The organism is Streptomyces misionensis (assembly GCF_900104815.1).
GTDB classification, from domain to species: Bacteria; Actinomycetota; Actinomycetes; order Streptomycetales; family Streptomycetaceae; genus Streptomyces; species Streptomyces misionensis.
The window spans coordinates 5,421,192-5,440,447 of the sequence record NZ_FNTD01000004.1 but is presented as its reverse complement, the minus strand read 5'-3'; the positions used below and the strand labels follow the sequence as shown (position 1 = coordinate 5,440,447).

Annotated in this window: 16 protein-coding genes; 8 read left to right on the top strand and 8 right to left on the bottom strand. The window is 71.8% G+C overall.

Features of this window, described 5'->3' with window-relative positions:
• Nucleotides 1–20 precede the first annotated feature (20 nt).
• The 5 genes from BLW85_RS26565 to BLW85_RS26545 form a co-directional block, all read right to left on the bottom strand.
• A complete protein-coding gene (locus tag BLW85_RS26565; RefSeq protein WP_208624978.1) occupies nt 21–2,255 on the bottom strand; it encodes a HelD family protein in 2,235 nt (744 codons plus the stop codon).
• A gap of 168 nt (nt 2,256–2,423) precedes the next feature.
• Nucleotides 2,424–2,756: a thioredoxin family protein gene (locus tag BLW85_RS26560; RefSeq protein ID WP_279628616.1), complete on the bottom strand. Its 333-nt coding sequence runs from the start codon at nt 2,754–2,756 to the stop codon at nt 2,424–2,426.
• A complete protein-coding gene (locus BLW85_RS26555) occupies nt 2,753–3,181 on the bottom strand; it encodes a MerR family transcriptional regulator (RefSeq protein ID WP_070027771.1) in 429 nt (142 codons plus the stop codon). The genes BLW85_RS26560 and BLW85_RS26555 overlap by 4 nt, the downstream gene beginning before the upstream one ends.
• Before the next feature lie 49 nt (nt 3,182–3,230).
• On the bottom strand, nt 3,231–3,995 hold the full coding sequence (locus BLW85_RS26550; protein ID WP_070027770.1) for a DUF2127 domain-containing protein: 765 nt from the start codon (nt 3,993–3,995) through the stop codon (nt 3,231–3,233).
• Between the two features lie 94 nt (nt 3,996–4,089).
• Entirely contained in the window at nt 4,090–5,769 is a 1,680-nt protein-coding gene (locus BLW85_RS26545) for an MFS transporter (RefSeq protein ID WP_074993323.1), read from the bottom strand.
• Between the two features lie 119 nt (nt 5,770–5,888).
• Here BLW85_RS26545 and BLW85_RS26540 point away from each other — a divergent pair, with 119 nt between their 5' ends.
• On the top strand, nt 5,889–6,512 hold the full coding sequence (locus BLW85_RS26540; RefSeq protein ID WP_070027768.1) for a TetR/AcrR family transcriptional regulator: 624 nt from the start codon (nt 5,889–5,891) through the stop codon (nt 6,510–6,512).
• Between the two features lie 67 nt (nt 6,513–6,579).
• Here BLW85_RS26540 and BLW85_RS26535 read toward each other — a convergent pair whose 3' ends face one another.
• On the bottom strand, nt 6,580–7,533 hold the full coding sequence (locus BLW85_RS26535) for an IS481 family transposase (protein WP_107409137.1): 954 nt from the start codon (nt 7,531–7,533) through the stop codon (nt 6,580–6,582).
• 111 nt (nt 7,534–7,644) lie between these two features.
• Nucleotides 7,645–9,021 carry a cation:dicarboxylate symporter family transporter gene (locus tag BLW85_RS26530; protein ID WP_070027767.1) on the bottom strand — a complete coding sequence of 459 codons (1,377 nt, stop codon included), beginning with the start codon at nt 9,019–9,021 and terminating at the stop codon, nt 7,645–7,647.
• 156 nt (nt 9,022–9,177) lie between these two features.
• Between BLW85_RS26530 and BLW85_RS26525 the strand changes: the two genes are divergently transcribed.
• From BLW85_RS26525 to BLW85_RS26505, 5 genes are all read left to right on the top strand, one after another.
• On the top strand, nt 9,178–10,806 hold the full coding sequence (locus tag BLW85_RS26525) for a sensor histidine kinase (protein ID WP_074993321.1): 1,629 nt from the start codon (nt 9,178–9,180) through the stop codon (nt 10,804–10,806).
• Nucleotides 10,803–11,492, top strand: a complete 690-nt coding sequence (locus BLW85_RS26520; RefSeq protein ID WP_074993319.1) for a response regulator — start codon at nt 10,803–10,805, stop codon at nt 11,490–11,492. Before BLW85_RS26525 ends, BLW85_RS26520 begins: the two co-directional genes overlap by 4 nt.
• A 115-nt stretch (nt 11,493–11,607) precedes the next feature.
• The gene (locus BLW85_RS26515) at nt 11,608–12,981 is read left to right on the top strand and encodes an extracellular solute-binding protein (protein WP_107409186.1); all 1,374 of its coding nucleotides are present in this window, start codon (nt 11,608–11,610) and stop codon (nt 12,979–12,981) included.
• The gene (locus tag BLW85_RS26510; protein WP_074993317.1) at nt 12,978–13,835 is read left to right on the top strand and encodes a carbohydrate ABC transporter permease; all 858 of its coding nucleotides are present in this window, start codon (nt 12,978–12,980) and stop codon (nt 13,833–13,835) included. Before BLW85_RS26515 ends, BLW85_RS26510 begins: the two co-directional genes overlap by 4 nt.
• Nucleotides 13,835–14,662, top strand: coding sequence for a carbohydrate ABC transporter permease (locus BLW85_RS26505; RefSeq protein ID WP_070027763.1), 828 nt, complete (start codon nt 13,835–13,837; stop codon nt 14,660–14,662). Before BLW85_RS26510 ends, BLW85_RS26505 begins: the two co-directional genes overlap by 1 nt.
• Nucleotides 14,663–14,720: 58 nt before the next feature.
• Here BLW85_RS26505 and BLW85_RS26500 read toward each other — a convergent pair whose 3' ends face one another.
• Nucleotides 14,721–15,746, bottom strand: coding sequence for an ATP-dependent 6-phosphofructokinase (locus BLW85_RS26500; protein WP_070027762.1), 1,026 nt, complete (start codon nt 15,744–15,746; stop codon nt 14,721–14,723).
• A 192-nt stretch (nt 15,747–15,938) separates the two neighbouring features.
• On the opposite strand from BLW85_RS26500, the gene pta reads away from it, so the two are divergent.
• Together pta and BLW85_RS26490 are read left to right on the top strand one after the other, a co-directional pair.
• Nucleotides 15,939–18,038 (top strand): phosphate acetyltransferase, encoded by a 2,100-nt coding sequence (gene pta / locus BLW85_RS26495; protein WP_074993315.1) that lies wholly within the window; start codon nt 15,939–15,941, stop codon nt 18,036–18,038.
• Nucleotides 18,035–19,243, top strand: a complete 1,209-nt coding sequence (locus BLW85_RS26490) for an acetate kinase (RefSeq protein WP_070027760.1) — start codon at nt 18,035–18,037, stop codon at nt 19,241–19,243. The genes pta and BLW85_RS26490 overlap by 4 nt, the downstream gene beginning before the upstream one ends.
• The last annotated feature ends 13 nt before the right edge of the window (nt 19,244–19,256 follow it).

Here is a 19,256-nt window from a genome sequence, read left to right as displayed (position 1 = left end):
GGCCTCGGGCGCCGGGCCCGCTACGCGGGCTGCCCGGCCAGGGCCGCGGGCAGCTCGCCGGTGTACAGCACCCCCAGCCGCTGGGTCGCCCTGGTCAGGGCCACGTAGAGGTCGCTGGTGCCGTACTCGCCCGGCTCGACCACCAGGACCGAGTCGAACTCCAGGCCCTTCGACTGGCGGGGGTCCAGCAGGACGACCGTCCGGGTGAGGTCGGGTTCCGCGCCGGCCGTGACGCCGTCGAGGCGGGCGGCGACCGCCCGGTGCAGGCGGCGCGGGGCGATGACCGCCAGGCGGCCCTCGGCCGGGGTGAGTTCGGCGACCGCCTCGGCCACCGCGGCGGGCAGGTCGTCGTCTGCCCGGCGCACCCAGGGCCGTACGCCCGTGGAGCGCACCGAACTCGGCGGCTGGAACCCGGGGTCCTCGGCCCGGACCACGGCCGCGGCGAGGTCCATGATCTCGGACGGGGTGCGGTAGTTGACGCCGAGGCGCGTGTGCTCGTAACGGTCCTCGACGTACGGGGCGAGGATCTTCGCCCAGGAGCCGACGCCGGCCGCCTCCGCGGTCTGCGCCGGGTCGCCGACCAGGGTCATGGAGCGGGTCGGGCAGCGCCGCATCAGCAGCCGCCAGGCCATCGGCGACAGCTCCTGCGCCTCGTCCACGATGATGTGCCCGAACGCCCAGGTCCGGTCCGCGGCGGCCCGCTCGGCCGCGCTGCGGTGGTCGGCCTCCTCCTGCCGCTCGGCGAACCGCTCGGCGTCGATGATGTCGTGCGCGGACAGCACCTCCGAGGCTTCCGGGTCGTCGTCCTCCTTGTCCTCGAACTCGTAGGTCCGCGAGGCGTACGACACGTCCAGCACCCCCTGCGCGTACGCGATCTGCGCCGCGCGCTCCCGCTCCGCGCGGGAGCGGGCCAGCCGGTCGTCCTCGCCGAGGAGTTCGGCGGCCTCGTCGAGGAGCGGTACGTCGGCGACGGTCCACGCGCGGGTCACCGGGCGGCGGATCGCGGCGGCGTCCTCGGCACAGAGGTACCCCTCGGGCTCGGCCAGGAAGTCGGCGACCAGCCGCTGCGGGGTGATGCGGGGCCACAGCCGGTCGATGGCGTCCCAGACCTCGGGGTTCTGTGCGAGTTCGTCGCGGATCTGGGTGATGTCGGAGGCGTCCAGCAGACTGCCGCCGTCGTAGGGGTCGGTGCCGACCCGCTCGGCGTACAGCTCGGTGAGGGTGTTGAGGATGTGGCCCTCGAAGTGCTCGCGGGCCGCGTTGTGCGGCAGCTTCGCGGCCCGGGTGCGTTCACGGGCGACGCTCACCAGGCCGTCGTCCAGCATCAGCACCTCGCGGTCGTGCTCGATCGCGATGACCGGGTCGGGCAGCGCCTGCCGGTCGCGCACCACCTCGGCGAGCACGTCGGCCATCGCGGCGCCGCCCTTGACGGCGGCCGCCTCCGGGGTGTCGGCGGCGGTGGCCTTCACCCCGGGGAACAGCTCGCCGACCGTGGCCAGCAGCACACCGGTCTCGCCGAGGGAGGGCAGCACCTCGCCGATGTAGCCGAGGAAGGCCGGGTTGGGTCCGACGATCAGCACGGCACGGCGGGCCAGCAACTCCCGGTGCTCGTACAGCAGGTACGCCGCCCGGTGCAGCGCCACGGCGGTCTTGCCGGTGCCCGGGCCGCCCTCCACCACCAGCACGCCGCGGTGCGGCGCCCGGATGATGCGGTCCTGGTCGGCCTGGATGGTCCGCACGATGTCGCCCATCCGGCCGGTGCGCGCCGAGTTCAGCGCGGCCAGCAGCACGGCGTCGCCGTTGTGGTCCTCGTGCCCGGTGCGGGTGGCGTCGCCGAGGTCCAGGATCTCGTCGTGCAGGGCGGTGACGGTGCGTCCCTCGGTGGCGATGTGGCGGCGCCGCCGCAGCCCCATCGGGGTGTGGCCGGTGGCCAGGTAGAACGGCCGGGCGACCTCGGCCCGCCAGTCGACCAGCACGGGGGTGCGCTCGGCGTCGTCCTTCCGCAGTCCGATCCGCCCGATGTGATGGCTCGCGCCGTCGGCGAGATCGATGCGTCCGAAGCACAGCGATCCGTCCACGGCGTTCAGCGCGGCGAGCAGCCCGGACCGCTCGGCCACCAGGATGTCCCGCTCCAGCCGGGCCTGCATGGGCTTGTCGCCCTGCGCGAGCGCGTCCCCGACCGAGGCCTCCGCCTCCCCGCGCAGCACGTCCACGCGCGCGTACAGGCCGTCGATGAATTCCTGTTCGCGGCGCAATTCATCGTCTGGAAATTCGGTGTTTGACAATTCCGCTCCCGCCCGGATATACTGTGCTCACAAAGCTTTTCGGTGACCCTGTGAACAGGAAGTCACGAACCACCGAATATACGCAAAGAAATCCCCCGGGCGCAATTGCCCGGGGGATTTCCGTGTCTCTCGGTCCGCTCAGAGCACGTCCGCCAGCTCGGCCAGCAGCCGCCGCTTCGCCCGCGCCCCCACCATCGACCGCACCGGCTCACCGCCGCGGAAGACCATGAGCGTGGGCGTCGCCAGCACCCCGTGGGCCATGGTGGTCCGCGGACTGCGGTCCACGTCCACCTGGACGACCTTCAGCCGGTCGCCCTCCTCGGCGGCGATGTCCCTCAGCACCGGTGCCAGCTGCCGGCACGGCCCGCACCACTCGGCCGTGAACTGCACCAGCACCGGCAGCTCAGCGCCGAGCACCTCCGCCTCGAAGTCGGCGTCGGACACCTCGGCCACTGCGCTCGTCACACTCACAACCGCTGCCCTCCCAGTTCGCACACGGGTTCCGGACCCCCCGGAACCGATGCCTCGGCGGCCAGCTCGTCCCGGGCCCGCTCGGCCCGCCGCAACTGCCCCGCGACCGTCTCCCGCACCGCCGTCAGCTGCCCGATCAGCGCGTCCAGCTCCGCGAGCTTGCGCCGGTAGACCACGAGCGACGCGGGACACGCGTCGCCCTGCGGATGCCCCGCCCGCAGACACTCCACGAACGGCCGCGTCTCCTCCAGCTCGAACCCGAAGTCCTGGAGCACCCGGATCTGCCGCAGGAGTCCGAGGTCTTCCTCGTCGTACCTGCGATGCCCCTTCTCGTCCCGCCGCGCCGGAAGCAGCCCACGCGCCTCGTAATAACGCAGGGCACGCGTCGTGGTCCCGGCCCGGGCGGCCAGCTCGCCGATTCGCATGCGTGCGACGGTAGGCGTTGACGCCGGGGTCAAGGCAAGCGGCCGGATGTCAGACCAGCACCCCCGCCGACTCCTCCACCTCCAGCAAAGACGCGCTGTGGCGTTCCTCGTCGAATTTGCGGCGGCCGCCGCGCAGGCCGAACAGGCGCTTGGCGAGGGCGATGTAGAGGACGGCGAGGATGTTGAGGGTGAGGGTGGCGATCTTGAGGTAGCTGATCTTCTCCGTCAGCTCGTAGATCTCCAGCGGGAGGAACGCGGCCGTGGCGACGACCGTGAGGTATTCCGCCCAGCGCTTGGCGCGCCACAGGCCGACCGCCTCGACCAGTTCGATCAGGGCGTAGGCCAGGAGCACACCGGCGACCAGGAGCAGCGTGGAGTGCTTGTAGCCGAAGGCCTTCTGGATGGAGCCGACCACGGGTGAGTGGTCGAGGTCGTAGTGGAAGTGGCGGAACACCGGCCGCAGGACGGTCAGGTACTCGTTGAACAGCCGGCGTACCGCGTCCTGGCTGTTGCTGAACTTCCACACCGCCACCGCGACCAGCACTATGAACACCCCGCGCACGGCCCGCTCGATCGCGAGGAAGCGCAGGATGAACAGGTCCCGCAGCACCTTGCCGCGCGGCACCAGCGGCGCGTCCTCGGCCGGCCCCGAGCCGTCGGGCTCGCCGAGCACGAAGTCGCCGCAGCGCAGACAGCGCCAGACGTCCCCGAGCCCGGTCCGCGCGTGCAGCCGCACCCGCAGCCGGGGGTCGTCGGGCGCGTAGGTGACGTGCCCCTTGCGGGCGCAGGTGCGCCGGTCCCAGTCGATCTTCATCCCCCGTGCCTCCATGCTCTCTGTGACGCCACGCGGCGGCGTGCCGTTCCGGTCGGTCCGGAACGGCACGTTAACCGATGCGGGTGGGAAGCCCTCAGCGAGCCGAGGTGTCCGCCGGCTCCTTCTCCGCTTCCGTCACCTGCGCCGCCCGCGCCGCGGTGGAGTGGCCCGGCAGCAGCAGGGCGACCAGGACCGTGCCGACGCCGAGCACGACCGCGCCGACGAGGCTGGTGTGGGCGACGGCGTCGGAGAAGGAGGAGCCGACCGCGTCGGCCATCTGGCGGGCGCCGGCGGCCAGTTCGCCGGCCTGCTGCTTGAGCTGGGCGGCCTGCTGCGGGCTGCTCGCGTGGGCGGCCTGCGCGGCGACCTGGTGCGCCTTGTCGGCGATGCCCTGCGCGACGGCGTACCCGGCGCCGACCGAGTCCTGGGCGGTGTCGAGGGCGCTCGGCGGGAGCTTGCTGCCGGCGGTGGCGTCACCGAGGTGGTTGCCGTACGACGTCGCGAGCAGCGAGCCGAGGATGGCGATGCCGAGCGAGCCGCCCAGCTCCAGCGAGGTGTCGTTGACCGCGCCGCCGACGCCCAGTTCGGACTCCGGGAAGGCGCCCATGATCGCGTCGGTGCAGGGCGAGAGGGCGAGGCCGATGGCGAGGCCCAGGATGATCAGCGGGGCCAGGAAGTCGCCGTACGTGGAGCCCGCGTCCACCCGGGTGAGCAGGGCGAGCGCCACCGTGCCGAGGACCATGCCCGCGCCGACCGTCCACTTCATGCCGACGCGCGGGGTGAGCCAGCCGGTCAGGGCCGAGCCGACGAAGACCGCGCCGGCCAGCGGCAGCATCCGCACGCCGGTCTGCAGGGCGTCGTAGCCGAGGACGAACTGGAGGTGCTGGGTGAGGAAGTAGAACGCGCCGAAGACGGCCAGGAAGAACAGGGCCACGGCCAGGTTGGAGCCGGCGAAGCGGCGGTTCGCGAAGCGGCGGACGTCCAGGATCGGACGCGGGTGGCGCAGCTCCCACAGGACGAACGCGACCAGTCCGGCGCCCGCGATCACGGCGGCCGTGACGGCCTTGGCGCCCCAGCCGAAGTGCGGGCCCTGGATGATCATGTAGACGAGCGCACCAGTCCAGAGCACGGACAGCAGGCCGCCCACGTAGTCGATGCGGTCGTGGTGGCCGGCCTTGGACGGCGGGACCAGGACGAAGGCGGCGACCAGGGCCACGGCCGCGATCGGCACGTTGATGAGGAAGGTCGAGGACCAGCCGTGGTCCCGCAGCAGGGCGCCGGCGACCACCGGTCCGGCGGCGATGGCGAGACCGGCGGTGGCGGTCCACAGCGTGATCGCCTTGGCCCGCTCGGCCCGCGGGAAGGTCGCCGCGAGCAGCGACAGCGTGGCCGGCATGATCAGCGCCGCGCCGACGCCCATCACCGCGCGGGCGGCGATCACGGTCGCGGCGCTGTCGGCGAGGTAGCCGAAGACGGCGCCGCCGCCGAAGACGAGCAGGCCGAGCACGAGCGCCCCGCGCCGGCTGTACTTGTCGCCGATCGCCCCGAGCAGCAGCATCAGCGCCGCGTAGGGGACGGTGTAGCCGTCGATCACCCACTGGAGGTCGGCGCTGGACAGGCCGAGGTCCTTCGTCATGTCGGGCGCCGCGACCGTGAGGGCGGTGTTCGCCATCACGATGATCAGCAGGCTCAGGCAGAGCACCAGCAGGGCCCACCAGCGCCGGGCGTACGGGCGCTCCATCTTCTCGACCGGTTCGGTCATGACGAGTCGCATGGCAGCGGTTTGCCTTCCTCGGATTCACGTCGGTACTTGCACAGCAGCGTGCAATTGCACAACGATGTGCAATGTACGCCGTTGCACAGTGCTGTGCAACTCATGGGAGGACGTGCAGAATGACTGCCATGACCACGGGTAACCCCAGCCGCGCCGACGCGAACCGGCGCCGCATCCTCGACGTCGCCCTCGCCGAGCTGCTGCGCGACCCGGATGCCTCCATGGACCAGATCGCGCGCGCCGCCGGAGTCGTACGACGGACCGTGTACGGTCACTTCCCGAGCCGTGAGGCGCTGATCAGCACCCTCACCGACGAGGCCGTGCGGGCCCTGGGGGAAGCGGACGCGGCGGTGCGCACGGGGGCGGACGACCCGGCGAGGGCCCTGGCCCGCTCGGTGCTGGCGGTGTGGGCGACCGCGGACCGGTACCGGCTGCTGATCGCGCTCGCCCAGCGCACGGTCACCGTCCAGGGCATCCGCGAGCGGCTCGCCCCGGTGCGCGCGGCCAAGATCAGGGTGCTCCAGCAGGGCCTGGACGAAGGGGTGTTCACCTCGCCGCTGCCCGCGCCCGCCCTGGCCTACGTGCACGAGCAGACCCTGTTCGCGGTGATGGAGGCCGTCAACGACGGGCTGCTGCCGGCGCAGGAGGCGGGCCGCTCCGCCACGGTCACCGTCCTGACCGCGGCCGGCGTGCCCGCCGAGACGGCCACCGCCCTGGTGGCCGAGGTGAGTTCCGGCTCCTGACGCCGAAATGCCGGATGCCCGGCCCCGGTTCAGGCGGGGCCGGACATCCGGAGTGCGAAGGGCGGGGCTAGGTGTGCTGTTCGGACAGGTTGGTGACGCGGCTGGCTGGTGGGTGGCCGCCGATGCCGGTGTGGGGTCGGTGGTAGTTGTACCAGTCCAGCCAGTCGGGGAACGCCGCTTGTCGTTCGGTGTCTGAGGTGTAGGGCCGGATGTAGGCCCATTCGTCGAGCAGGGTGCGGTGGAAGCGTTCGACCTTGCCATTGGTCTGGGGCCGCCAGGGCCTGGTCCAGCGGGGGCTGATGCCCAGGTCGCGGCAAGTCTGGCGCCAGGTGTTCTTGGTGTAGGCCCAGGCGTTGTCGGTCAGGACCCGCTCGACGATGACGCCTTGCCGGGCGAACCAGGCAGTTGCTCGTCGTAGGAAGCCGGCGCAGGTGGTGGCGGTCTCGTCGGGCAGGTCTTCGGTGTAGGCGAGGCGGGTGTGGTCGTCCAGGGCGGTGTGCAGGTAGGCGTAGCCGACTCCGGTGCGGTTGCGTCGGCCTTCGGCACGGCCCTGGGTGCGGTGCCCGCCGCCTTCTGGGATGCGGCCGAGCTTCTTGACGTCGATGTGGATGAGTTCGCCGGGCCGGGCGCGTTCGTAGCGGCGGACGGGTTCGCCGGTGGCCCGGTCGCAGGCGGCCAGGGCAGGCAGGCCGTGGCGGACGAGGATGCGGTGGACGGTGGATGCGGCGATGCCGGTGCGGGCGGCGAGTCGCAGCGGGCCGATCCGGTGCTCGCGCCGCAGCCGCAGAACCTGTGCCTCGACGGCAGCCGGGGTGCGGCGGGGTTGATGGTGCGGGCGGCTGGAGCGGTCGTGCATGCCCGCCTCGCCCAGCTGCCGGTAGCGGCTGGCCCAGCGTGCGGCTGTGGTGTGGCTGACCTGGAAGCGTTCCGCGGCCCGGCGCAGCGGCCAGCCGTCGTCCACGACACACCGGGCCAGACGCAGCCTCCCAGTCGGCGTCAGCGGGGCGTTACGGTGGGACACGAGGGCCTCCTGGCGGTCGGCGGTAGATGTCGCAATCCACACCGAACCCAGAAGGCCCTCACCTGTTCAAGCACCCAGCACGCGTGTCACCAACGTCCCGGGACAGCACAGCTAGGCCCTGGCCAGCTTCTCCTCCCGGGGCTCGGGAACCGGGGCAACCGTACTCGTCTGCACGTCGAACGCCGCCTCGTCGAACGGCAGCTCGCCGGCGAGCACCTGCCGCACCCGCGCCTTGTCGATCTCCTTGGTCCACGTGCCCACCAGCACGGTGGCGATCGCGTTGCCCGCGAAGTTCGTCAGCGCCCGCGCCTCGCTCATGAACCGGTCGATTCCGACGATCAGACCGACGCCGTCCACCAGCGCGGGCTTGTGCGACTGCAGACCGCCGGCCAGGGTGGCGAGGCCCGCCCCGCTGACGCCGGCCGCGCCCTTGGACGCCAGCAGCAGGAACAGCAGCAGCGGAATCTGCTCGCCCACCGACATCGGGGTGCCCAGCGCGTCCGCGATGAACAGCGACGCCATGGTCATGTAGATCATCGTGCCGTCGAGGTTGAAGGAGTAGCCGGTCGGCACGGTGATGCCGACGACCGGCTTGCTCACGCCCAGGTGCTCCATCTTCGCGATCAGCCGGGGCAGCGCGGACTCGGAGGAGGACGTGGACAGGATCAGCAGGAACTCCCGCGCCAGGTACTTGCACAGGGAGAAGACGTTGACCCCGGCCACCAGCCGCAGCACCGCGCCGAGCACCACGAAGACGAACAGGACACAGGTGAGGTAGAAGCCGAGCATCAGCACCGCGAGGCTCTTGAGCGCGTCCAGGCCCGCCGAGCCGGTGACCGCCGCGATCGCGCCGAACGCGCCGACGGGCGCCGCCCACATCACCATGGACAGGATGCGGAAGACCAGCCGCTGGAGGTGCTCGACGCCGCGCAGCACCGGCTGCCCGGCCGCGCCCATGGCCTGGAGGGCGAACCCGGCGAGCAGGGCGACCAGCAGCGTCTGGAGGACCTGGCCCTCGGTGAAGGCGGACACGAACGTCTTGGGGATGATCGACAGCACGAAGTCCACGGGCGGCAGCGCGTCCTTGCCGACCTGCGCCTGCCCCGTCTGCTTGAGGGCGTCCGTCAGATGGAGCCCGGAGCCGGGGTGCAGCACATTGCCGACGACGAGGCCGATGGCGAGGGCGACCAGCGACATCACGAGGAAGTAGCCGAGGGCTATGCCGCCGACGGCACCCACCTTGGCCGCCTTCCGCACGGACCCGATGCCGAGCACGATGGTGCAGAAGATGATCGGCGAGATCATCATCTTGATCAGGTTGACGAACCCGGCGCCCAGCGGCTGGAGCTTCACCGCGGCGTCCGGCCAGATCAGACCGACCGCGATGCCGATCACGACCGCCACGATGACGGCGATGTACAGGTAATGGGTCCGGTCCCGCTTGGCGCGGGGTGCGGCAGGTGCCGTATCGGGAGTGGTGGCGGCCACGACTGCCCTCCTTGACGTCTTCGTCGGTGCACGACCGGCGTGCGGCTCACGTCCGGGGTGGTGCTGGGGAACGCGGTGACTATCTCCCGGCCTGTGAGGGCGGTCACGCTTGCGTTCATTTAGTTCACGCCACGGCCGGGGGGCACACTGGCTGGCATGCGTCTTCCGTCCCTGCCCCGTCCCCGCAGCCTGGCGGGCCAGCTGTTCGCCATGCAGGCCGTGCTGATAGCGGTGGTCGTGGCCGGATACGCGCTGTTCACCTACGTCAGCGACCGGCGGCAGGCCGAGGACGCGGCCGCCCGGCAGGCCACCGCGGTGGCCCGCTCGATCGCCGACTCCCCCGCGGTCCGCGACGCGATCCGCACCCCGGACCCGACCGCGCTGCTGGAGCCGTACGCCCTGAAGGTCACCCGGGACGCCAACGTCGACTTCGTCACGATCATGAACCCGGCCGGAATCCGCTGGACCCACCCGGACCGCCGCCAGATCGGCAGACGCTTCCTCGGCACCACCGCCCCCGCCCGGCAGGGGCGCACCTTCACCGAGACCTACACCGGCACCCTCGGCCCCTCCGTGCGCGCGGTGACCCCGGTCACGGACGGCGGCCGGATCGTCGGCCTGGTCAGCGCCGGCATCACCGTGGACCGGATAAGCGAGCGCCTCCAGGACCAGGTCACGGCGCTGCTCGGGGTGGCCGGCGGGGCGCTGCTGCTGGGCGCGGTCGGCACGTACGTCGTCAATGCCCGGCTGCGCCGCCACACCCACAACATGAACGCGACCGAGCTGAGCCGGATGCACGACTACCACCAGGCGGCGCTGCACGCGGTCCGCGAGGGGCTGCTGATGCTGGACGGACGGTACCGGGTGGCGCTGATCAACGACGGCGGGCGGGAGCTTCTGGGCGTGGGCGAGGACGTGGTGGGCCGCTCGGTCGCCGGGCTCGGCCTGCCCGCCCCGCTGACCGGTGCGCTGCTGTCCTCCCACCCCCGGGTGGACGAGGTGCACCTGACCGCCTCCCGGGTGCTGGTGGTCAACACCTCCCCCGTCTCCGGCGGCGAGCACCGCGGCACGGTCGTCACCCTGCGCGACGTCACCGAACTCCAGTCGCTGATGGGCGAGCTGGACACCGAGCGGGGCTTCACCCAGGCGCTGCGCTCGCAGGCCCACGAGGCGGCGAACCGGCTGCACACCGTGGTGTCGCTGATCGAGCTGGGCCGGGCCCAGGAGGCCGTGGAGTTCGCCACCGCCGAGCTGGAGCTGGCGCAGGCGCTGACCGACCAGGTGGTGGCGGCGGTGAGCGAGCCGGTGCTCGCGGCGCTGCTGCTGGGCAAGACCTCCCAGGCCAACGAGCGGGGCGTGGAGCTGGTGGTGTCCTCCGACAGCCGCCTGGACGACGGTCTGCTGCCCGACGAGCTGCCCGCCCGGGACCTGGTGACCATCCTCGGCAACCTGATCGACAACGCGGTGGACGCGGCGCGGGGCAGCGCGCGGGCGCGGGTGACCGTGACGGCGTACGCCTCGGCGGCCGAACTGGTGCTCCGGGTCACGGACACCGGTCCCGGCGTCGACCCCGGCCACGCCGACCTGGTGTTCCAGCGCGGCTTCTCCACCAAGCCGGCCGGACCCGGCGGGCGGGGGCTCGGGCTCGCCCTGGTGCGGCAGGCGGTGACCCGGCACGAGGGCACGCTGACGGTCACCGGCGCGTCGCCGGAGGGGGGCGCGGTCTTCGAGGTGCGGCTGCCGCTGCGCCCGGCGCCCGCCCTGGCCGAGGGCGGTGCCGCGTGACGGACGGCAGACCCATCAGGGTGCTCGTGGTGGAGGACGATCCCGTCGCCGCCGACGCGCACGAGCTGTACGTGGGCCGGGTGCCCGGCTTCACCGCGGTCGCCAAGGCCCGCACGGGCGCCGAGGCCCGGCGCGTCCTGGACCGCACGGAGGTGGACCTGCTCCTGCTCGATCTGCATCTGCCGGATGTGCACGGCCTCCAGTTCGCCCGCTCGCTGCGCGCCTCGGGCCATCACGCGGACGTGATCGCGGTGACGTCGGCCCGGGATCTGGCGATGGTGCGCGAGGGCGTCTCGCTGGGCGTGGTGCAGTACGTGCTCAAGCCGTTCACCTTCGCCACCCTGCGGGACCGGCTGGTGCGCTACGCCGAGTTCCGGGCCGCGGCGGGCGAGGCGAGCGGGCAGGACGAGGTGGACCGGGCGCTCGCGGTGCTGCGGGCCCCGGCGCCGGCCGCGCTGCCCAAGGGGCTCAGCGGGCCCACCCTGGAGCGCGTGACCGGCGTGCTGCGGCAGGCGGCCGGCGGTCTCACCGCGGCCGGGGTCGCCGAGTCCGTGGGCATCTCCCGGATCACCGCGCGCCGCTACCTGGAGCACCTGGTGGACACCGGCCGGGCCGCGCGCAGCCCGCTGTACGGCCAGGTGGGACGGCCGGAGCTGGTGTACCGCTGGGTGCCGCAGCGGCACTGAGCCGGCGGAGATCGCGAACTTCCTTACGGTGCACACGCATTGACCCGGCCGGACCGCCGCTCTTACCTTCACGGCTACCACCGAGGCCACTTTCCACGTGCGCCCGCAGGAGGTCATGCCCGTGCGCCCCACCGCCGCTCTCTCCGCCCTCCTCACCACCGTCCTCGCCGCCTGCGCCCTCACCGCGTGCGGCACCGGTTCCGGCTCCGGACCGAACACGCTGAAGGTGTCGTACAAGCAGTCCACCGACAACTCGGTCAAGGTGATGGACACCTACCTCGCCGGGATCAAGAAGCAGTTCGAGCGCGAACATCCGGGAAAGAAGGTCGAGTTGGTGCCGATCAAGGCGCCGGACTCGGAGTACTACACCAAGCTCCAGCAGATGCTGCGCTCGCCGCGCACCGCCCCCGACCTGGTCTACGAGGACACCTTCCTCATCAACTCCGACATCACCAGCGGGTATCTGAAGCCCCTCGACGCGTATCTGCGCACGTGGCCGGAGTGGGGGCGGTTCATCGACACCGCGACGGCCGCGGTCAAGGGGGCGGACGGCAGGACGTACGGCGTCCCGGACGGCACGGACACCCGCGGACTCTGGTACGACAAGCGGGTGTTCCGCAAGGCGGGGCTGCCCGTCGACTGGCAGCCGAGGACCTGGGACGACATCCTCGCCGCCGCCCGCACCATCAGGCGGAAGGTGCCCGGCGTCACCCCGCTCAACGTCTACACCGGCAAGCCCGCGGGCGAAGAGGCCACCATGCAGGGCTTCGAGGAGTTGCTCTACGGCACGAACGACGGCCGGAGCGATCCGCTGTACGACGCCACGAGCAAGAAGTGGATCACCGGCAGCCGGGGCTTCCAGGACTCGCTCGCCTTCCTGCGGACGGTCTTCCGGGAGAAGCTCGGCCCGGACGTCTCCGACGCCCTCGACCCCAACTACGCCACCACCGTGCGCGGCGAACTCCTCCCCCAGGGCAGGCTCGGCATCGATCTGGACGGTTCCTGGCTGCCGCAGGACTGGCTGCCCGGCAGCGGACACGAATGGCCCGACTGGTCGAAGCGGCTGGGGCTCGCCTACATGCCCACCCAGCACGGACAGGCGCCCGGCAAGGTGAGCATGTCCGGCGGCTGGGCCTGGTCCGTCCCGGCCCGCGCGGCCCATCCCGACCTCGCCTTCGACTTCGTCAAGACGCTCCAGACCAAGGACAACGCGCGTAAGTGGTACATCGCCAACTCCGGCATCGCCGTGCGCAAGGACGTCGCCGCCGACCCCGCGTACACCGGCGCCCAGCCCGGGATCAGGTTCTTCACCGAGCTGGTGGCGACGACCCACTACCGGCCCGCGTTCCCCGCGTACCCGAAGGTGTCGACGGCCATCCAGGAGGCGATGGAAGGCGTGACGACCGGCGACCGGTCGGTGGCGCAGGCGGCGGGTGACTACGACGCCACGCTCAAGGACGTCACCGGCGGCCAGGTGGTGCGCAGGTGAGGCAGCGGCTCACCCGGACGCTCCCGGTCGCGCCCGCCGTCGTCCTGCTGCTGCTCTTCCTCGCCGGACCCATCGCCTACTGCGTCCTCATCGCCTTCACCGATCTGCAGCTGACCGGCCAGGCGCACTCCTCCTTCGTGGGGCTCGCCAACTTCCGCCGGGCCTTCGGGGACGCCGGTTTCCTCAACGCGGTATGGCTGACGCTGGTGTTCACCGTGCTGTCCTCGATCGTCGGGCAGAACACCCTGGGGCTCGCGCTGGCCGCGCTGATGAGGCGGGCGTCGCGGCCGGTGCGGGCGGTGACCGGCGCGGTGGTGGTCACCGCCTGGGTGCTGCCGGAGGTGGTCGCGGGGTTCCTGCTGTACGCGTTCTTCCGGCGCGAGGGCACCCTGGACGCCGTCCTCGGCTGGCTCCACCTGCCCCGCCAGAACTGGCTGTACACGCTGCCGATCCTCGCGGTGTCGTTCGCCAACGTGTGGCGCGGGACCGCGTTCTCGATGCTGGTCTACTCGGCGGCGCTGGACGAGATCCCGGCCGAGATCACGGAGGCCGCCGAGGTGGACGGGGCGGGCGGCTGGCGGCGGCTGTGGCACGTCACCCTGCCGATGATCCGCCGCTCCATCGGCACCAACCTCATGCTCAACACCCTCCAGACCCTCTCGGTGTTCGGGCTGATCTGGGTGATGACACGGGGCGGTCCGGGCGACAGGAGCCAGACCCTGCCGCTGTTCATGTACGAACAGGCCTTCCAGAACAGCATGATCGGCTACGGCACCGCGGTCGCCCTGCTCCTGCTGCTGGTCGGCTCCCTGTTCTCGGTCGTGTACCTGCGGCTGCTGCGGACGGAGGTCTGATGGCCCGCTCCCGCCCCGCCCGCAGGCTCGCCGCGGACGCCTGTCTGCTGCTGGTGGCCGCCGCGTTCGCGCTGCCGCTGGCCTGGGTGGTACTGGCCGCCGTGGACCCACACGCCGGTCTGCGGGTGCGGCTCCCGCACCCGCTCACCCTGGGCAACTTCCGGGCGATCCTGACCCCGGACATCACCTACACCCCGATGCTCAACAGCCTGGTGCTGTGCGGGTTCGCCACCGCGCTGACCGTCGCCTGCGCCGCGCTGGCCGCCTATCCGCTGTCGCGGTTCCGCTCCCGGCTCAACCGGCCGTTCCTGCTGACGATCCTGTTCGCCACCAGCCTGCCCATCACGGCGATCATGGTGCCGGTCTACGCGCTGTTCGTGCGGGTGAACCTGATCGACACCTTCGAGGGCACGATCCTGTTCTTCGCCGCCACCCAGCTCCCGTTCGCCATCTGGCTGACGAAGAACTTCATGGACGGGGTGCCGAGGGAGCTGGAGGAGGCGGCCTGGACCGACGGGGCCTCCCCGCTCCAGTCGCTGCTGCGGATCGTGCTGCCGCTGATGGGGCCGGGCCTCGCCGTCGTCACGGTGTTCTCGTTCGTGATGATGTGGGGGAACTTCTTCGTCCCCTTCATGCTGCTGCTCAGCCCGGACCGGATGCCGGCCTCGGTCAGCGTCAACGACTTCTTCGGCAACCGCGGCATGGTCGCCTACGGGCAGTTGGCCGCCTTCTCCGTCGTCTACTCGACCCCGGTGATCCTGCTCTACGCGCTGGTCGCCCGCCGCCTGGGCAACGGCTTCGCGCTGGGCGGCGCGGTCAAGGGCTGACGCCGGGCGACCGCCGGGGGTGCCGCCGTCCGGCGGCTCCCCTGGCGGCGCGGGCCGGTCAGAAGACCGACTCCGCCTCCTCCATCCGGCTCTTCGGGACCGTCTTCAGCTCGGTGACCGCCTCCGCCAGCGGGACCATCACGACGTCGGTGCCGCGCAGGGCGGTCATCTTGCCGAAGTCCCCGCGGTGGGCGGCCTCCACGGCGTGCCAGCCGAAGCGGGTGGCGAGGACGCGGTCGTACGCGGTGGGCACGCCGCCGCGCTGCACATGGCCGAGGATGACCGGCTTGGCCTCCTTGCCGAGGCGCCGCTCCAGCTCGTACGCCAGCGCGGTGCCGATGCCCTGGAAGCGCTCGTGGCCGTACTGGTCGATCTCGCCCTTGCCGTAGTCCATGGTGCCCTCGGCCGGGTGGGCGCCCTCGGCGACGCAGATGACGGCGAACTTCTTGCCGCGGGCGAAGCGCTCCTCGACCATCTTGACCAGGTCGGCCGGGTCGAAGGGCCGCTCGGGCAGGCAGATGCCGTGGGCGCCGGCGGCCATGCCGGACTCCAGGGCGATCCAGCCCGCGTGCCGCCCCATGACCTCGACGACCATCACGCGCTGGTGGGACTCGGCGGTGGTCTTCAGCCGGTCCATCGCCTCGGTGGCGACCCCGACGGCGGTGTCGAAGCCGAAGGTGCGGTCGGTGGAGGAGATGTCGTTGTCGATCGTCTTGGGCACACCGACGACCGGCAGCCCCGCGTCGGACAGCATCCGGGCCGCCGTCAGGGTGCCCTCGCCGCCGATCGGGATCAGCGCGTCGATGCCGAACTCCTCGGCCATGTCGGTGGCCCGCTCACAGGCCTCCCGGAGCCGGTCGCGCTCCAGGCGGGACGAGCCGAGGATGGTGCCGCCGAGGGCCAGGATGCCGCCGACCGCGTCCAGGTCGAGGGTCCGGTAGTGGCGGTCCAGCAGACCCCGGTAGCCGTCCTCGAAACCGATGATCTCGTCGTCGTACTGCGTCACCGCCCGGTGCACGACCGAACGGATCACGGCGTTGAGGCCGGGGCAGTCGCCGCCCGCGGTGAGTACTCCGATGCGCATCGTGCTCTGTCTCCTGCTCGCTGTGGTCCGTGCGTGCGCCGTCTCCGATTCTTTCACGTCCGCCGGGCGCCCCCTCGATCCTGACGGGCGCCTTATCCCGGCCGAGGGGTACTGTCAAGAGGGTTCTGCTCACCTCGGTGGGCGATTTTTGTGCCGACCCTTTTGTGCCGACATGAGAAACGGAGTGGACACGTGACGCGCAGCGTGTACGTGACCGGCATCGACCGGGGCGACGGCCGCCAGGTCGTGGAGCTGGGGGTCATGGAACTCCTGACCCGGCAGGCCGACCGGGTGGGCGTCTTCCGTCCGCTCGTGCACGACGGGCCCGACCGGATGTTCGACCTGCTGCGGGCGCGCTACCGCCTCTCCCAGGACCCCGCGACCGTGGTCGGCATGGACTACCGCGAGGCGTCCGCGCTCCAGGCCGAGCGCGGCACCGACGAGCTGGTCTCCGCCCTCGTCGACCGCTTCCACCGGCTGGCCCGCGACTACGACGTGGTCCTCGTCCTCGGCACCGACTACGCCGCCACCCAGCTCCCGGACGAGCTGGCCCTCAACGCCCGCCTCGCCAACGAGTTCGGCGCCTCCGTGCTCCCGGTGGTCGGCGGCCGCGCCCACTCCGCCGAGTCGGTGCGCGCGGAGGTCCGCAACGCCTATAGGGCCTACCACGGCCTCGGCTGCGACGTGCTCGCGATGATCGCCAACCGGGTGGCCCGGGAGGACCGCGACGACCTCGCCGCACGGCTGTCCTCCCGGCTTCCGGTGCCCTGCTACGTGCTGCCCGACGAGCCCGCGCTGTCCGCGCCGACCGTCGCCCAGATCGCCCAGGCCCTCGACGCCAAGGTGCTGCTCGGCGACGACTCCGGGCTCGCCCGGGACACCCTCGACTTCGTCTTCGGCGGCGCGATGCTGCCGAACTTCCTGCCCGCGCTGACCCCGGGCTGCCTGGTCGTCACCCCCGGCGACCGCGCCGACCTGGTCGTCGGCGCGCTGGCCGCGCACAGCGCCGGCACCCCGCCCATAGCCGGTGTGCTGCTCACCCTGGACGAGGTGCCGAGCGAGGAGATCCTCACCCTGGCGGCCCGGCTCGCCCCCGGCACCCCGGTGCTGTCCGTGCGCGGCAACAGCTTCCCGACGGCCGAGCGGCTGTTCTCGCTGGAGGGCCGGATGACGGCCGCCACCCCGCGCAAGGCGGAGACCGCGCTGGGCCTGTTCGAGCGCCATGTCGACACCGTGGACCTGGCGAGCCGGGTCGCGGCGTCCAGCGGCGACCGGGTCACCCCGATGATGTTCGAGCACAAGCTGCTGGAGCGGGCCCGCGCCGACCGGCGCCGGGTGGTGCTGCCGGAGGGCACCGAGGAGCGGGTGCTGCACGCGGCCGAGGTGCTGATGCGCCGGGGCGTGTGCGAGCTGACCCTGCTGGGGCCCGTCGACCGGATCCGCAAGCAGGCCGCCGACCTCGGCATCGACCTCGGCGACACCCGGCTGATCGACCCGGCCACCTCCGAGCTGCGCGACGCCTTCGCCGAGAAGTACGCGGCCCTGCGCGCCCACAAGGGCGTCACGGTCGAGCTGGCGTACGACGTGGTCTCGGACGTGAACTACTTCGGCACCCTGATGGTCGAGGAGGGCCTGGCCGACGGCATGGTCTCCGGTTCGGTGCACTCCACGGCGGCCACCATCCGCCCGGCCTTCGAGATCATCAAGACCCGCCCGGAGGCCTCGATCGTCTCCTCGGTGTTCTTCATGTGCCTGGCCGACAAGGTGCTGGTCTACGGCGACTGCGCGGTCAACCCGGACCCGGACGCCGAGCAGCTGGCGGACATCGCCGTCCAGTCGGCCGTCACCGCGGCCCGGTTCGGGGTGGAGCCGCGGATCGCGATGCTGTCGTACTCCACGGGCACCTCCGGCTCGGGCGCCGACGTCGACAAGGTGCGCGCGGCCACCGAACTGGTGCGGGCCCGCCGGCCCGACCTGAAGATCGAGGGGCCGATCCAGTACGACGCGGCGGTGGAGCCGTCCGTCGCCGCCACCAAGCTTCCCGGCTCCGAGGTCGCCGGACAGGCCACCGTGCTGATCTTCCCGGACCTCAACACCGGCAACAACACCTACAAGGCCGTGCAGCGCTCGGCCGGCGCGATCGCCGTCGGCCCGGTCCTCCAGGGGCTGCGCAAGCCGGTCAACGACCTGTCCCGGGGCGCCCTGGTGCAGGACATCGTGACGACCGTGGCCATCACCGCCATCCAGGCCCAGACATCCGCCGACCGAGCAGAGAGCGTGCCCGTACCGTGACCGCGACCCGTGTCCTCGTCCTCAACTCCGGTTCCTCCTCGCTGAAGTACCAGCTGCTCGACATGCGGGACGCGAGCCGGCTCGCCGTCGGGCTGGTCGAGCGGATCGGCGAGCAGACCTCCCGGATCGAGCACACCTGCGTCCCCGGCGGCGAGACGCGGGAGCAGAACGGCCCGATCGCCGACCACGACGCGGCGCTCAAGGCGGTCGCCGGGGAGCTGGCCCGGGACGGCGTGGGCCTCGACTCGCCGGACCTGCTCGCGATCGGGCACCGGGTGGTGCACGGCGGGATGTTCTTCACCGAGCCCACGGTGATCGACGACGGGGTGATCACCGAGATCGAGCGGCTGATCCCGGTCGCCCCGCTGCACAACCCGGCCAATCTGACCGGCATCCGCACCGCCCGGGCGCTCCGTCCCGACCTGCCGCAGGTCGCCGTGTTCGACACCGCGTTCCACACCACCATGCCGGAGTCGGCCGCGCGCTACGCGATCGACCCGAGGATCGCCGACCGCTACCGCGTGCGCCGCTACGGCTTCCACGGCACCTCGCACGCCTATGTCTCGCGGGCGGCGGCGCGGCTGCTGGGCAAGGACCCGTCCGAGGCGAACGTGATCGTGCTGCACCTCGGCAACGGCGCCTCGGCCTCCGCCGTGGAGCGGGGCCGGTGCGTGGACACCTCCATGGGACTGACGCCTTTGGAGGGCCTGGTGATGGGTACGCGATCCGGTGATCTGGACCCGGCCGTCATCTTCCATTTGGCACGGGTTGGCGGAATGTCCATGGACGAGATCGACACTCTTCTCAACAAGAGGAGCGGACTGTTCGGTCTGTGCGGGGACAACGACATGCGCGAGATCCGCCGCCGGATCGACGAGGGCGACGAAGAGGCCGCTCTCGCCTTCGACATTTACATTCACCGGCTCAAGAAGTACATCGGCGCTTATTTCGCCGTCCTCGGGAAGGTGGACGCGATCGTCTTCACCGCCGGGGTCGGCGAGAACGCGGCGCCCGTGCGGGAGGCGGCGATCGCGGGCCTGGAGGGGCTGGGCGCGGCGGTCGACCCGGAGCTGAACGCCGTGCGCGACGGGCGGGCACGGCTGATTTCGCCGGCGTCCGCGCGGGTGGCCGTGGCCGTGGTGCCGACGGATGAAGAACTGGAGATCGCGACGCAGACCTATGCGCTGGTCGGAAAGAGCAATTGAGCAGCACCTGAGC

Coding starts and splice junctions, on each gene's coding strand:
- BLW85_RS26555 (WP_070027771.1), bottom strand. CDS start 3,181: ATGCGAATCGGCGAGCTGGCCGCCCGGGCCGGGACCACGACGCGTGCC.
- BLW85_RS26550 (WP_070027770.1), bottom strand. CDS start 3,995: ATGAAGATCGACTGGGACCGGCGCACCTGCGCCCGCAAGGGGCACGTC.
- BLW85_RS26545 (WP_074993323.1), bottom strand. CDS start 5,769: ATGCGACTCGTCATGACCGAACCGGTCGAGAAGATGGAGCGCCCGTAC.
- BLW85_RS26540 (WP_070027768.1), top strand. CDS start 5,889: ATGACTGCCATGACCACGGGTAACCCCAGCCGCGCCGACGCGAACCGG.
- BLW85_RS26525 (WP_074993321.1), top strand. CDS start 9,178: ATGCGTCTTCCGTCCCTGCCCCGTCCCCGCAGCCTGGCGGGCCAGCTG.
- BLW85_RS26515 (WP_107409186.1), top strand. CDS start 11,608: ATGCCCGTGCGCCCCACCGCCGCTCTCTCCGCCCTCCTCACCACCGTC.
- BLW85_RS26505 (WP_070027763.1), top strand. CDS start 13,835: ATGGCCCGCTCCCGCCCCGCCCGCAGGCTCGCCGCGGACGCCTGTCTG.
- BLW85_RS26500 (WP_070027762.1), bottom strand. CDS start 15,746: ATGCGCATCGGAGTACTCACCGCGGGCGGCGACTGCCCCGGCCTCAAC.